The following is a 14,266-nucleotide window of genomic DNA, read 5'->3' on the forward strand; positions in this document are numbered from 1 at the left end:
GTCGCACCACGTGCTCGACGTCACACCGGCGACGTCACAGCTGGGACGTCATGCCGGCGTCGCCGCAGCCGCCGTGCATCGGCGCGCACGTTGTCGGCGACGATCCGGCTGCCGAGCACGCAGGCGACGGTGCCGACGCCCGGCCACACCGAGTCGCCCACGAGATGCACGCCGCGGATCCCGAGGTGGTGCGGGATCGCACGCCGGTTGCTGTTCGCGGGTGACTGCCGCACTCCGCCGACGGCTCCGTCCGGGCGTCCCGCGAATCGGGCGAACGCCCGCGGCGTGGCGACGCTGAGCACGTCGGCATTGTCGCCGAGGCCCGGGTAGGCCCGCCGGGCCTGTGTCAGGAGCTCCTCGCCGATCCGCTTCTTGGCGAGGTGGTGATCGGACTCGCTCAGGCCGCGCCAGTCGTCGAGCTCGACATGGGTCGAGATCATCACGGCGCGCCGACCCTCCGGGGCGCTCACCCGGTCACCCGCAGCGGAGACCGAGACGAACATGTTGTTGCCGCTGCCGAGCGGTCTGTCGTAGCTGTGCATGAACTGGTGGTGGGTGAACTCCTGGTCGGCCACCTCCGCGTCGGGGACGCCCAGGAACAGCACCACGGCACCGCCGTACGAGCGCTCATCCCGTTGCAGGTATGACGAAAGTCGTTGCGCGACAAGCCCGCCGAAGATCCGCGAGGTCGTCTCCGCGGGCAGCGCCGAGACCACCTGGACGGCGTGGTGTTCCCCGCGTGAGGTCGCGACGACATACTCCCCAGGGCGTCCCGAGACCGCCTGCGCCACGGTTGCGACGCGCAGGTCGCCCCCGAGCGCCCGGTAACGAGCGACGAGACGTCGCCAGAAGCCGCGCATGCCGCCGGTGTGCCGGGTGAGCCCGGCTCCGCGGATGGTGATCCCGAGCGCGGCGTTGATCAGCGGTGCGTCCTCGACGGTGGTGTGCACCGTGTCCTCGACCATCATGCTGAGCAGACCGCGCAGCGGTCGGTCGGCCGATATCCCGTGCCGCCGCATCGAGTCGGCGAGCGTGCGCGGCAGGTGCCGCACCGCCAGCGGGTGGTAACCCACTGCTCGCGCATTACGCAGCACATCCAGCGGCGTGCGCATCGGCAGCCGCACACCGCGGCGGCTCGCCGACCAGAAGGTGTCGGCCACCGTGTCGAGGTGTGCCCAGAACGCACGATGGGCCGGGTCATCGCCGAACACCCGGAGCCGCTCGGCATGCCAGCGTTCCCGTTCCCGGTGCAACCGGACCTCCCGGTCGGGCAGCCAGGCGAGGTAGCCGGGGAGCAGCTCGCCCTCGACCGGGCCGACGCCCACCTCGTCCAGCAGGTCACCGCCGACACCGCCCGGTTCGAAGTCGACCAGGGTGGTCGCGCCCACGTCGAAGGAGTAGCCGCGATGCGACCAATAGCCCGAGCAGCCGCCGGCATGACCGTGCGCCTCGATCAGCACGGTGCGGTAGCCGTCGGCCTGGAGGCGGAGCGCGGTCGCCATACCTGCCAGTCCGGCACCCAGGATCGCCACGTCATACACCACGGTTGCCCTCCGGTTGCTCGTCGGCACGGACGGCCGCGGGCGGACGTCCGGTTCCACTCGGAAGGATTCCCGACTGCCGGTCGTTATGGCTAGGCGGCTTTCTTCGAAGGGATTCATCACGTGACCGACGGACCACTCATCGTCCAGAGCGACAAGACCGTCCTGCTGGAGGTCGACCACCCGCAGGCCACCGAGGCACGCCGGGCGATCGCCCCCTTCGCCGAGCTGGAACGCGCCCCCGAGCACATGCACACCTACCGGGTGACACCGCTCGGCCTGTGGAACGCCCGCGCCGCCGGGCACGACGCCGAGCAGGTCGTCGACGCGCTGATCCGTTACAGCCGCTACCCGGTGCCGAACGCGCTGCTGATCGACGTCGCCGAGACCATGGACCGCTACGGCCGGCTGCGGCTGACCAAGGACGACCAGGGCCGGCTCATCCTGACCTCGACCGACCAGGCCGTGCTGGCGGAAGTGTTGCGGCACAAGAAGATTGCGCCGATGGTCGGCGAGATGACCGGCGACTCGTCGGTGCTGGTGCACCCGTCGGAGCGCGGCGCGATCAAGCAGCAGCTGATCAAGGTCGGCTGGCCCGCCGAGGACGAGGCCGGTTACGTCGACGGCGAGGCGCACGCGATCGCGCTGCGCCAGAACGGCTGGTCGTTGCGGCCCTACCAGCAGCAGGCGGTCGACGGCTTCTGGCACGGCGGGTCCGGTGTCGTCGTACTCCCCTGCGGCGCCGGCAAGACCCTGGTGGGCGCGGGCGCGATGGCGCAGGCCCAGGCGACCACGCTGATCCTGGTCACGAACACCGTCTCGGCTCGGCAATGGCGCGACGAACTGCTCGCCCGCACCAGCCTCACCGAGGACGAGATCGGCGAATACTCCGGCGCCCGCAAGGAGATCCGGCCGGTCACGATCGCCACCTACCAGGTGCTGACCCACAAGCGGAAGGGCGTCTTTCCGCATCTCGAACTCCTCGACGCCCGCGACTGGGGCCTCATCCTGTATGACGAGGTGCACCTCCTGCCCGCACCGATCTTCCGGATGACCGCCGACCTGCAGGCCCGGCGCCGCCTCGGCCTCACCGCGACCCTGGTGCGCGAGGACGGCCGTGAGTCCGACGTCTTCTCGCTGATCGGGCCCAAGCGCTACGACGCGCCGTGGAAGGACATCGAGTCGCAGGGCTACATCGCGCCGGCCGACTGCGTCGAGGTCCGCGTCACGCTGGACGACAGCGACCGGATGGCCTACGCCACGACCGAGCCCGACGACCGCTACCGGTTCGCGTCCTGCGCCGGCGTGAAGGACTCGGTCGTCGAGCAGCTCGTGGCCCGCCACAAGGGCGAACCCACGCTCGTCATCGGGCAGTACCTCGACCAGCTAGAGACCCTCTCCGAGCGCCTCGGCGCGGAGTTGATCACCGGCGAGACCCGGGTCGCCCAGCGGCAGAAGCTGTTTCAGCAGTTCCGCGACGGTGAGATCAGCACCCTGGTCGTGAGCAAGGTGGCCAACTTCTCGATCGACCTGCCGGAGGCGAGTGTCGCGATCCAGGTGTCGGGCACCTTCGGCTCCCGGCAGGAGGAGGCGCAGCGCCTCGGCCGGGTGCTCCGCCCGAAGGGCGACGGCCGCGCCGCCCGCTTCTACACGGTCGTGACGCGCGACACCGTCGACGCCGAGTTCGCCGCCCACCGGCAGCGCTTCCTCGCCGAGCAGGGCTACGCCTACCGCATCGTGGACGCCGGCGACCTCGACAGCGCCCTCGCCTGACCCGGGCCCGGGGCCGTTCGGCTCACGGTCCGGACGCTTCTGTCTCATTTCGGCGCACGCCGACCCCGTCGTGTCCTAGGTTGACACCTGACCAGCGCCTGCTGGTCAGCGAATACCTCACGGAAGGGGTGGCGTATGTCTCCCGGTCACGGTCGGCACCGCGCCCGCACGGGTCTGCCGACAGCCATGAAGGCGCTGCTCGTCGGGGCCTGCGTCGTCGCTCTGGTGGCGGCCGGGCTGCTGATCACCCGCCCGTGGGAGGGCGGCTCGACCACGGCCGGGCCGTCCGGCTCGGGCCGGCCCGGCTCGGACCCGGCGGGCTCCGACACCCCGGTCGTCGCGGTCTGGACCGGCACCCCGAACGACCCCATGGTCACCAAGCTCGCGGCCAAGCTGGGCAGCTCGTCATACCACCTGGTCGCGGCGGGCTCGGAGTCCGACGCCGACCTGCTGCTGACCACCGGCACGACCGCCGGGCCGGCACAGGTGGCGACCACCCCGGTCGTCCTCGCGATGCCGCTGCCGATGCTGCAGGTCGCCGGGACGCCGACACCGCAAAATCTGCAGGCCTGGATGAACGGCAAGAAGACCTGGGCCAACCAGGGCAAGCCGGGCTGGGGCAGGTTCACGCTGACCGTGCCCGACCCGAAGTCGAACCCGCTCGGCGCCGTCGCCTATGGCGCATTCACCACGATGGTCAACGGCGGGCCGATCACCGGCCAGCCCAACCTGCTGCAGCCCAGCGACACCGAGCTCGCCGTGCTGCACGCCGGCCAGGTGATGAACCCGGTGGCGACCACCCAGGCGGCCGACGCGACCCTCAACGCCTCCTCCGTGGACGCCTTCGCCGCCAAGACCTCCGGTGTGCTCACCACCGAGCAGGCCGTGATGGCCCACAACGGGGCCCGCGGTGCGCTGCCGTTCGTCCCGGTGCCGCTGCTCGGCGGGGTGGCCGCGATGCCGGTCAACGCCGCGGTCGCGCCGAAGTCGGACAACCGGCAGACCGCCGCCGCGGTGCTGCGCGACCTGCGCTCGTCGGCGGGTGCCGCGGCGCTCAAGGCGGCCGGTTTCCGCGGGCCGAAGGGCGAAGCGCCCGACTCCCCCACGGCGCCGAAACTGACTGCGCCCCAATTCTTCTCGGACACCCAGCTCGCGTCCGCACGCAAGGGCTTCGCGCAGGCGCAGCGGCGCAACTCGATCCTCGCCGTGCTCGACCTGTCCGGCTCGATGAACGACGACTTCAGCAACAGCGGCAAGAGCAAGATCAGCCTGCTGAAGCAACTGACCGCCCTCTCCTACTCGGTCGCCTCCCCGAAGTCGGTGTCGAGCGTCTGGTTCTTCGCCAGCCGGGGCGGCAAGGACGAGGTGTATGACGAGGCGCCCCTCGCCGAGAACGACAAGGTGATCAACGGCAAGCCCCACGCCACCACGGTCATCGCGCAGACCCAGCAGCAGACGGCGGTCGGCGGCACACCGCTCTACCTGGCGATCGAGCGCGCCTACGACTACGCGGTGAAGCACTACACACCGGGCATGACCAACCAGGTGCTGGTGCTCAGCGACGGCGCCGACCAGGACAACTTCAACTCGTTGTCGGTCGACCAGACCGCGGCCTACGTCGCGCAGCGCTACGACCCCAAGAAGCCGGTCCAGCTCACCCTGCTGCTCACCAGCCCGAAGGAGAACGGCGCCGAGCTGTCCAAGATCGCCGCCGCCGGCCACGGCAGGGCGGTGCCGGTGACCTCCGTGGCCGACGTGCCGAAGATCTTCGCCGCGGCGTTGCAGAGCTGACGCGGGCGACTCGTCACGCCATACCCCGACTTGTCACGTCGTACCCCGACTTGTCACGTGAAAGCCGACTTGTCACGTCATACGGGGACTTGTCACGTGCTCTAGCACGTGACAAGTCCACCCAAGACGTGACAAGTCCACCCAACGTGTGACAAGTCCACCCAATACGTGACGAGTCCGCCGTGAGTGGTACCAGCCACGCATGCGCCGCTCAGCAGCTGCCGTCGCGTCAGAAGATGCTGTCGAGCACGTTCTGCACCGGGTCGATCGCGAAGTAGAGCACGAACAGCGCGGCGATCAGCCACATCAGCGGCGGCACCTGATTCACCCGGCCGCGCGCGATCTTGACCACCACGAACGCGATGCAGCCGGCGCCGATGCCGACGGTGATCGAGTAGCTGAAGGGCATCAGCACGATGGTGAGGAACGCCGGGATCGCGATGTCCCAGTCGCGCCAGTCGATGGCGCCGACCTGCTGCATCATCAGGAAGCCGACCAGCACCAGCGCGGGCGTCGCCGCCTCGTAGGGCACCATCTCCACGATCGGTGCGAGGAAGGTTGCCAGCAGGAAGAGCACCCCGGTGACGATCGCGGCGAGGCCGGTGCGCGCGCCCTCGCCGACGCCTGCGGTGGATTCGACATAGCCGGTGTTGGAGCTGACCGCGGCGGCGCCACCAGCAGCGGCCGCGACCGAGTCGACGATCAGGATCTTCTGCGCGTCGGGCGGGTTGCCGTCCTCGTCGAGCAGGTCGGCCTCGGCACCGATCGCGACCATCGTGCCCATCGTGTCGAAGAAGTCGGCGAGCACCAGCGAGAAGATCAGCAGCAGCGCGGTGATCACACTGATCTTGCTGAACGACCCGAACAGGCTGAAGTGCCCGATCAGACCGAAGTCCGGCGTGGCCACCCAGTTGTCCGGCACCTTGGGCACGTTGAGGCTCCAGCCGGTCTCGTTCTTGCCGTCCGGGGTGCGTGCGCCGAGGTTGCCGACCGCTTCGACGATCAGCGCGAGAACTGTGGTCGCCAGGATCGCAATCAGTATGGCGCCCTTGACTTTTCGCACGTAGAGCGCGATCACCAGGATCAGCCCGATCGCGAAGACGAGCACCGGCCAGCCGTTCAGCTGACCGCCGATGCCGAGCTGCACCGGGGTGCCGGCGCCGGCGCGCACGAAGCCGGCGTCGAACAGCGCGATGAAGGTGATGAACATGCCGATGCCCACGCTGATCGCGGTCTTCATCGGCGCCGGCAGCGCCTTGAACGCCGCCACCCGGAAGCCCGACACCACCAGCACGAGCATCACGATGCCCTCGAGCACGACCAGGCCCATCGCGTCGGCCCACGTCATACCGGGCAGGGCGGCGATCGAGAAGGTGACGAACGCGTTGAGGCCGAGGCCGGTCGCGATCGCCAGCGGGTAGTTGGCGATCGCGCCCATCGCGATCGTCATCACCCCGGCGACCAGACAGGTCGCGGCGGCGATCATCGCCAGGTGCGGAGTGCCGGTGCCGCCACCGAGAAGCTCGCCCTTGCCGCCGTTGTCGCGGACGGTGCCGATGATCAGCGGGTTGAGCACGATGATGTAGGCCATCGCGAAGAACGTCACCAGGCCGCCGCGGATCTCGCGGCCGATGGTCGAGCCACGGGCGCTGATCTTGAAGTAGCGGTCGACCTGGTTCAGGGCGGGGGCAGGCGCTGACACGGGCTAAAGATTAGGGCCCCAGTAGGCTGCTGCGTGTGACGGATCCGGAACCCGACGAGCTGCTGCCCGTCAAGGTGGACGTGCTGCGGGTGGTCGAGGTCGGCATCGCGCTGTGGGTCGTCGCGCTGATCGTGACCCTCGTCATACCGTCGCTGCACTCGGGTGACCGCGACTGGTGGCCGTGGACCTGCGCGACCGGCGCTGGGCTCGGGGCGCTCGGCTGGGCCTACGTGCGGCGCGGCCGCGGCAACGCCTCGGCGGCCTGACGGCGGGACGCGGGCTCAGCTGCCGCCGCCACCGATCAGCACGGCACGGCGCTTGCGCAGGGCGCGGTCGGCCGCCCTGTCCGCCTCCTCCGGCGTCTTGCCGGCAGCGATCGCCTTGTCGTAGGCCCGCTGCCGGATCCGGGCGATGCGCGCCTGCCGGCGCTCCTTGACACCACTGAGAAATCCCATGGCGTCCGACCCTACGCCCCGGCGGCATCGGCAGGACTTGCCCGGGCGCTCGCGGCGGGTGCCACAGTAGAGCCATGACGCAAGCGCCCACGACGCAGGAAACCTCCACCACCGTCGTGCTCTTCGGAGCCACCGGCGACCTCGCCCGCCGCAAGCTGTTGCCGGGGCTGTTCCGTCTCTTCGCGACGCATCTGCTCGGTGACCTGCGGGTCGTCGGCACGTCGATGGAGGACCTGACCCGGGACGAATTCATCGACTTGACGCGCAAGTCCATCGACGATTTCTCCAAGCATGCGGTCGACGAGAAGATCTGGGGCGCCTTCGCCAAACGCCTTTACTACGTGCCGAGTTCGGCCGGTCCGGCCGCGCTGGAGAAGACCGTGCGCGAGGCGGAGGAGGGTATGCCGGAGCCGATCCAGCTGCTGCACTACCTGAGCGTGCCGCCCAAGGCGGCGCTCGACGTCATCGGCACGTTGCGCGAGGCGGGCCTGGTCAAGGGCGCCCGGGTGATCATGGAGAAGCCGTTCGGCACCGACCTGGCGAGCGCGCGTGCGCTGAACGCCGCGGTGCACGAGGTCTTCGACGAGCAGCAGATCTTCCGGATCGACCACTTCCTCGGCAAGGAGGCGGCGCTGAACATCCTGGCGTTCCGCTTCGCGAACGGTCTGTTCGAGCCGATCTGGCATCGCAACTTCATCGAGCACGTGCAGATCGACGTCCCCGAGGAGCTCGGGCTCGAGGGCCGCGCCGGGTTCTACGAGGGCACCGGCGCGTTCCGCGACATGGTCGTCACCCACCTTTTCCAGGTGCTGGGGTTCACCGCGATGGAGCCGCCGACGTCGCTGGAGCCGGAGGCGATCACCGAGGAGAAGAACAAGGTCTTCCGGTCGATGCTGCCGCTGGAGCCGATGGACGTGGTGCGCGGGCAATATCAGGGTTACCGCGACGAGAAGGGCGTGCACCCGGAGTCGGAGACCGAGACGTTCGTCGCGCTGAAGTGCCGCATCGACAACTGGCGGTGGGCCGGCGTGCCGTTCTACCTGCGCACCGGCAAGAAGATGGCCGAGGGGCAGCGCATCATCTCGATCGCGTTCCGCGAACCGCCGAAGTCGATGTTCCCGCAGGGCTCCGGTGTCGGCCAGCACGGGCCGGACCACCTGACGTTCGACCTGGCCGACGAAGCGCGAATGTCGTTGTCGTTCTACGGAAAGCGTCCCGGGCCGGGCTTCCGGCTGGACAAGCTGTCGATGCAGTTCGCGGTGCACGACACCGACTGGGCGGGTTCGGTCCTGGAGGCCTACGAGCGGCTCATCTACGACGCCGTGCGCGGTGACCGCACCTTGTTCACCACGGCCGAGGGCATCGAGCGCCTGTGGGAGATCAGCCAGCCGCTGATCGACAACGAACCCCCGGTGCGCCCCTACGCGCCCGGGTCCTGGGGTCCCAACCAGATCCACCAGCTCGTCGCGCCGCGCACCTGGCGGTTGCCGTTCGAGCGGAAGTGGCGCGAGAAGCACTGAGCGGCGGGGTGGTTCGCGCGGCGCGGCGAGCCGTCATACCTCGCGACCGTCGCGACTTCTGCACGCCACCAGCGGCACCCGCGGCCGCCGGACATTTCTCGACCCTCGGCACTGCAACGCGCCGAGGGTCGGGAGTTTCTCGGCGCGTTGGTATGCCGAGGGTCGAGAAATGCTGGGGTGACCCCGGAAAAGCAGGGGTCACCCGAAAGGGCGGGGTCAGCTCGAGACGTCGACCGCGAACTCGTCGAGCACGGGCGCGTCGACCGGTTCGGGGGCGTGCTGGGGAGCGTCGCTCTCGCTGTGGGCGCCGCAGCCGTGGTCGAGGGAGACGACCCGGCCGTCGTCGGGCGACCACTCGTTGGCGCAGACGCCGAAGACACGGCGCAGCGCGCCGGGCATCGGCACGAAGAAACCGCAGGTGGTGCAGTGCATGCTGGCCTGCTCGGCGACGTCGGTGTGCGGGCCGGAGCTGCCGTCATACCAGCGCTGGGCGGCGGCGTCGCGGCCCTCGGCCGACAGCACCCGCGTCCGGCCGAGGCCGAGCTCGAAGAACGCCGTCTGGTCCACGTCCTCCTCACCGGTCGCCTCGAAACCCTGCTCCAGCAGCGGGTCGTCGGCGATGTAGGGGCGCTCGTCGCCGGCGCCGAGGTCACCGGGTGCGAGGCGCTCGACATAGGGCACCCAGTCCGGGGCGAGCACGGCGGCGTCGGTCGGCAGCAGGCTGGTCTCGCACACGGTCGCGAACTTCTGCCGCGGCGCACGCGCCACCGAGATCGCCCAGTGCCAGCCGACGTAGCCGCGGGACAGACAGGTGAAGTAGTGCATCGCGATGCGGTCGCCGAGCATCACCGAGCCGGCGTGGTCGCCGACGGTGCCCGGCTCGGCGATGTCGAGGGCAGCGTCACGGGCCAGCTCGACCGCCCCGAGCAGCACCTTGTCCGACTTGATCTTCTCCGCCTTGGCCATGGCCTCAGACCTCGAGGTCGTCCGCGACCGCGCGCAGCACGGCCACGATCTTGGCGCCGTGGCGCTTGTCGGGGTAGCGCCCGCGACGCAGGCCGTTGCCGAGGTCGTCGAGCAGCTTGATGAGGTCCTCGACGATGACCGCCATGTCGTCGGCTGGCTTGCGGTGACGGGCGGCGAGCGAGGGGCCCTGGTCGACCAGGGTCACGCTGAGCGCCTGCGCGCCGCGGCGGCCCTCGGCCACCGAGTATTCGACGCGGGTGCCGCTCTTGACCGCGGTCGTGCCGCTCGGCAGCGCGCTGGAGGGCAGGAAGACGTCCTGGCCGTCGTCACCGGAGACGAAGCCGAAACCCTTGTCGGCGTCGAAGAACTTGACCTTGCCGGAAGGCACCGTGCCACCTACTCGTGAATGTCGTCGGGAAAACGTTGTCGTCGGGCCGGACGCGCCGGCGCTCCCCCGTGCTGCTGGCCGGCGGTCGGCCGGCCGGGACGCTGCGCATGTCCAACCGCGCAAGATTAACGCGTCGGTGCGCCCACCCACGAATCCTTTGGCCGTATGCCGGTCACCCGGCGAGCTCGGCGACCCGCCCGGTGAGTTCGGTGAGCGAGCCCACGACCAGCTGCGCGCCGGCGTCCCGCAACGTCTCGGCGTCGTGCGGCCCGGTCGTGACACCGACCGCCAGCGCGCCGGCGGCGTGCGCCGCCTGCTGGTCACCCACGTGATCGCCGACGTATGCCGTGGCCGCGTGCTCCCGCAACGGCCCCGCCTTGTCGTGCGCGAACAGGTCGCCGACCACGACGTCGGGCCGGATGCCGACGTGCTCCAGCACCGCCTCCACCGCGACCGGGTGCTTGGCGCTGACGACGAGCACCGTGCCCCCGGCGGCGTGGATGGCGTCGACGAGTTCGACGGCGCCGGGCATCGCGACGGTGACCTCGACCGCGTGCTCCAGGTAGTGGGCGCGGTAGTCGGCGGCCGCCGATGCCACCTGGTCGGCGGGCAGGAAGTGCGCGAGGTTGTCCCGCAACGGCGCCCCCAGCAGCGGCCACAGCTGCGCGTCCGAGGCGTCGACCTCGCGCGCCCGCAGCACGTGCTGCATGCAGTCGAGGATGCCCCGGCTGGAGTCGACCAGAGTCATGTCGAGGTCGAAGCCTACGGTCAGGCTCACCGGTCGGCCCGCCTCGTGAGCCGGTCGCGTAATCTCCGGGGGTGCCGGATCGGGGCGGGTTCTGGGGCGGGCGTCACGCCGCGCACTCGGGTGCCGTGCATGCGGTCGATCATCGCCTCAGCGCACCAGGGGACGAGCGTCGGGTTGCGCAGCCAGGTCACGCCGAGCTGCCCGAACGAACGAATACGCCCGGGTATCAACCGGATCCCGCGACAGTGGGCGTCATACCCGAGGTCGATCGTGAAGCGCTCCGCGATGACGTCCGGTGAGATGCGCGGCCCGCGGATCGAGTTGGCGATATTGCTGCCGTGCACGATCTGCAGCCACATCGGCGGCGTGCGGACGCGCAGCTGCGGGCCGACGGTGCGCACGAAGGTGTGCTGCGGGTGGCCGAAGATCGTGTAGGGCAACCGACCGGGCTGGCGCCGCTCGATCAGCGACTGGAACGCCGCCGACGGCTGGTCGTGCAGGTAGACCGCGCCGGTGCGGTCTACCTGCACCTCGCGCGCGCCGGTGTGGACCCACGAGATGTTCCTTGCTGCCCTGCCGCGGGTGGTCGCAGCGGGCGACTGCGACATACCTGATCACGACGCGGGTCGACAGCGACGACGCGCTCGCGGTCGGCTTCGTCGAAACCGTGCAAACACAGTTCGATCGGCAGGATCGGCTGTATGTCGACTTCGGCGCGAAGACCGCGCTGAACCGCGCGACGACGACATGGTCGAAGTCGCCCGGCTCACCGGGCATACGGGTCATCGGGGTTGCCGGGGTTGCCCGGCTTCTGCGGCGGCTGCTGCCCGTGCTGTTCTGGGTAACCCTGCGGCGGGTAGTAGCCACCGGGGTAGTAGCCGCCGGCGGCCTGCTGCGCGAGGCGGCGCTCCTTGCCGGAGTTGGACAACTTGACGATGCCGACCACCAGCATGATCACGCCGGCGATGAAGCTCAGGGCGGCGGCGCCGATGCCGATCCCGAGGGGCACCAACACTTTTCGGCTGATGTCGTTGGCGAGCGTGGTCCGCACGACCTTGGCGGACTCGCCGCAGTCGATCCGGTAGTCGCCCTCGCCGCGCGGGGTGAAGACGGCCGCCTTGTGATAGGACGCGTCGCCCCACTCGACCGAGAGCTTGCCGGTGGGTTCGGCGACCGGCACCTGGCTGCCGTCCGGCGCCGTGACGCGGCAGGTGGGCAGCGGCGTCGGGGCCGCCTCGTCATACGACCCGGCCACGAGGATGGTGCGCTCGGCACTGTCGTCGACCCGGTAGGTGCTGCCCGGCGGCAGGTCGTCCTGGTTGTTGAGTTCGTCGACGCCGCCCGCGACCCCGCGCCAGATCCCGATCGCGAGCGCAGCAGGGGCGAGGATCACGATCAGCACGGCGCCGATCACGGTGAGCGCGACGCCGCGTCGCTTGGGCAGCTGCATGGTTCCCCCTCCGGTGGTGCGGTGCGGTCAGCAGATCACGCGGACTGGGCGCGCCACAACCTCGCGTAGGCACCGTCGGCGGCGAGCAGTTGCTCGTGCGTGCCGCGCTCGACGATGCGCCCCTGGTCGAGCACCACGATCAGGTCGGCGTCGCGCACGGTCGACAGCCGGTGCGCGATGGTCAGGGTGGTGCGTCCCCGGCTCACCTCGTCCAGGGCCAGCTGCACGGCGCGCTCGGTGGCGTTGTCGAGTGCGCTCGTCGCCTCGTCGAGCACCAGCACCGGCGGATCGCGCAGAATGGTGCGGGCCAGCGCTATACGTTGTTTCTCACCGCCGGAGAAGCGGTGGCCGCGGGCGCCGACGACGGTGTCGTAGCCGTCCGGCAGCTCCATGATCAGGTCGTGCACTTGGGCGGCGCGGGCGGCCCGCTCGATCTGCTCGTCGGTGGCGTCCGGCCGGGCGTAGCGCAGGTTGTCGCGGATGGTGGTGTGCAGCAGGTAGGTCTCCTGCGAGACGACGCCGACCAGGCCGGCGACGTTCTGGAGGGTCATCTCCCGCAGGTCGACGCCGTCGATGCGCACGGCGCCGGTCGCCGGGTCGTGCAGCCGCGAGACCAGCCCGGCGAGCGTCGACTTGCCCGACCCGGTGGCCCCGACGAGGGCGACCTGTGCGCCCGGCCGGATCGTCAGGTCGATGCCGGTGAGCGCGTCGCGGTCGGCGCCGTCGTAGCGGAAACCGACGCCGGTCATCGTCACTTCGCCGCGAGCCGTGGCGGTGTCGACCACGACCGGGTCGGCCGGGTCGTCGATGTCGACGGGCAGGTCGAGGTATTCGAAGATGCGGCTGAAGAGGGCCATCGAGGTGACCACCTCGGCACCGACGTTGAGCACCCCGAGCACCGGACGGAACAGCGCCGCCTGCAGGCCGGTGAACGCGACGAGCGTGCCGATCGTCATCCCGCCGCCGGTGGCGGGCAGGCCGGCGGCCAGGTAGATCAGCGCCGGGATGGCGGCGAAGATGATCGCCATCGTGCCCATCCGCCAGCGGCCGGCCAGCTGCGACTGCACCTCGAGTGCGGTGAGATCGGTGGAGGTTTCGCGAAATCGCCGTGCCAGCGCGGGCCCCGAGCCGACGGTCTTGGCGAGCGTGACGCCGCTGATCGACAGCGACTCCTCGATCTGGGTCTGCAGGTCGGCGAGCGCCCGCTGCGCCTTGTTCTGTATGGCGCGCCGCAGCCGCGCCACGCGACGGGTCAGGTAGATCGCCGGCGGCAGGATCAGCAGGCTGAGCAGCGACAGCCGCCAGGACAGCACGACCATTGCGACGGCGGTGCCGACCGCGGTGGTGACGTTGGTGGCGATCGACGTCGCAGTGTTGGTGACCACGCCCTGCATGGCGTTGACGTCGTTGGTCAGCCGTGACTGGAGTTCGCCGCCGCGGGTGCGGGTGAAGAAGCCGAGCGGCATGCGCTGCAGGTGGGTGAACAGGTCGGTCCGCAGTCCGTGCATGACGCGCTGACCGATGCCGGTCGCAAGGTAGGTCTGCACGATGCCGAGCGCCTGGGTGACTACGGTGACCGCGAGCATGGCGCCGACGAGGGTGAGCAGCAGCCGCACGTCCTGCTGGGGGATCGCGGTGTCGATCAGGTGCTTGGTGAGGAACGGCGTGACCAGCCCGACCAGCGAGCTGACCACGATGATCGCGGTGACGACGGCGAGCGGCACCCGGTGCGGCCCGAAGAGGCCGGCCACCCGGCGCAGGGAGACCGGGTGTTCGGTCAGTTGCTCGACGTCCTTGGGGTCCTTGCGGCGACTGGCGCGGGTGCCGGTCGGCGGGCCCGACCGCTCACCGGTCGCGCGGGACGCTGTCATGCCCGGCGAGCCGGGGAGTGTGGGCGTGGCCGTCATGCGGCATCACCTGCCCTTCGCAGTG

General features: G+C 70.1%; 13 protein-coding genes. 4 read left to right on the plus strand and 9 right to left on the minus strand.

Annotation, left to right across the window (positions count from 1 at the left end; all coding sequences use genetic code 11):
* Window positions 1-20: 20 nt before the first annotated feature.
* Window positions 21-1,532: a phytoene desaturase family protein gene (locus HJ588_RS01170; protein WP_212755237.1), complete on the minus strand. Its 1,512-nt coding sequence runs from the start codon at window positions 1,530-1,532 to the stop codon at window positions 21-23.
* Window positions 1,533-1,664: 132 nt separating this feature from the next.
* Here HJ588_RS01170 and HJ588_RS01175 point away from each other — a divergent pair, with 132 nt between their 5' ends.
* Window positions 1,665-3,314, plus strand: a complete 1,650-nt coding sequence (locus HJ588_RS01175; RefSeq protein ID WP_171151180.1) for a DNA repair helicase XPB — start codon at window positions 1,665-1,667, stop codon at window positions 3,312-3,314.
* Window positions 3,315-3,449: 135 nt separating this feature from the next.
* Window positions 3,450-5,105 carry a substrate-binding domain-containing protein gene (locus HJ588_RS01180; protein WP_171151182.1) on the plus strand — a complete coding sequence of 552 codons (1,656 nt, stop codon included), beginning with the start codon at window positions 3,450-3,452 and terminating at the stop codon, window positions 5,103-5,105.
* 229 nt (window positions 5,106-5,334) lie between these two features.
* Here the strand turns inward: HJ588_RS01180 and HJ588_RS01185 are convergent, their stop codons facing one another.
* Complete coding sequence (locus tag HJ588_RS01185) at window positions 5,335-6,807, minus strand: NCS2 family permease (RefSeq protein ID WP_343036541.1); 1,473 nt, start codon at window positions 6,805-6,807, stop codon at window positions 5,335-5,337.
* 35 nt (window positions 6,808-6,842) lie between these two features.
* Between HJ588_RS01185 and HJ588_RS01190 the strand changes: the two genes are divergently transcribed.
* Window positions 6,843-7,073 carry a DUF2530 domain-containing protein gene (locus HJ588_RS01190; RefSeq protein WP_343036542.1) on the plus strand — a complete coding sequence of 77 codons (231 nt, stop codon included), beginning with the start codon at window positions 6,843-6,845 and terminating at the stop codon, window positions 7,071-7,073.
* A 15-nt stretch (window positions 7,074-7,088) separates the two neighbouring features.
* Here the strand turns inward: HJ588_RS01190 and HJ588_RS01195 are convergent, their stop codons facing one another.
* Complete coding sequence (locus tag HJ588_RS01195) at window positions 7,089-7,262, minus strand: hypothetical protein (protein WP_171151184.1); 174 nt, start codon at window positions 7,260-7,262, stop codon at window positions 7,089-7,091.
* Window positions 7,263-7,336: 74 nt separating this feature from the next.
* Here HJ588_RS01195 and zwf point away from each other — a divergent pair, with 74 nt between their 5' ends.
* Entirely contained in the window at window positions 7,337-8,782 is a 1,446-nt protein-coding gene (zwf, locus tag HJ588_RS01200) for a glucose-6-phosphate dehydrogenase (protein ID WP_171151186.1), read from the plus strand.
* A gap of 216 nt (window positions 8,783-8,998) precedes the next feature.
* On the opposite strand, the gene HJ588_RS01205 is transcribed toward zwf, so the two are convergent.
* The 6 genes from HJ588_RS01205 to HJ588_RS01230 all read right to left on the minus strand — a co-directional run bounded on the left by HJ588_RS01205 (window position 8,999) and on the right by HJ588_RS01230 (window position 14,241).
* Window positions 8,999-9,748 (minus strand): DUF3027 domain-containing protein, encoded by a 750-nt coding sequence (locus HJ588_RS01205; RefSeq protein ID WP_171151188.1) that lies wholly within the window; start codon window positions 9,746-9,748, stop codon window positions 8,999-9,001.
* Window positions 9,749-9,752: 4 nt separating this feature from the next.
* Window positions 9,753-10,136, minus strand: a complete 384-nt coding sequence (locus HJ588_RS01210) for a cold shock domain-containing protein (protein ID WP_171151190.1) — start codon at window positions 10,134-10,136, stop codon at window positions 9,753-9,755.
* A gap of 172 nt (window positions 10,137-10,308) precedes the next feature.
* Window positions 10,309-10,914 (minus strand): HAD family hydrolase, encoded by a 606-nt coding sequence (locus HJ588_RS01215; protein WP_212755239.1) that lies wholly within the window; start codon window positions 10,912-10,914, stop codon window positions 10,309-10,311.
* The gene (locus HJ588_RS01220; protein WP_171151192.1) at window positions 10,911-11,492 is read right to left on the minus strand and encodes a hypothetical protein; all 582 of its coding nucleotides are present in this window, start codon (window positions 11,490-11,492) and stop codon (window positions 10,911-10,913) included. Before HJ588_RS01220 ends, HJ588_RS01215 begins: the two co-directional genes overlap by 4 nt.
* Before the next feature lie 158 nt (window positions 11,493-11,650).
* Window positions 11,651-12,334, minus strand: coding sequence for a hypothetical protein (locus tag HJ588_RS01225; protein ID WP_171151193.1), 684 nt, complete (start codon window positions 12,332-12,334; stop codon window positions 11,651-11,653).
* 35 nt (window positions 12,335-12,369) lie between these two features.
* The gene (locus tag HJ588_RS01230; RefSeq protein WP_246241734.1) at window positions 12,370-14,241 is read right to left on the minus strand and encodes an ABC transporter ATP-binding protein; all 1,872 of its coding nucleotides are present in this window, start codon (window positions 14,239-14,241) and stop codon (window positions 12,370-12,372) included.
* Window positions 14,242-14,266 lie beyond the last annotated feature (25 nt).

The organism is Flexivirga aerilata, assembly GCF_013002715.1.
Taxonomy (GTDB): Bacteria; Actinomycetota; Actinomycetes; order Actinomycetales; family Dermatophilaceae; genus Flexivirga; species Flexivirga aerilata.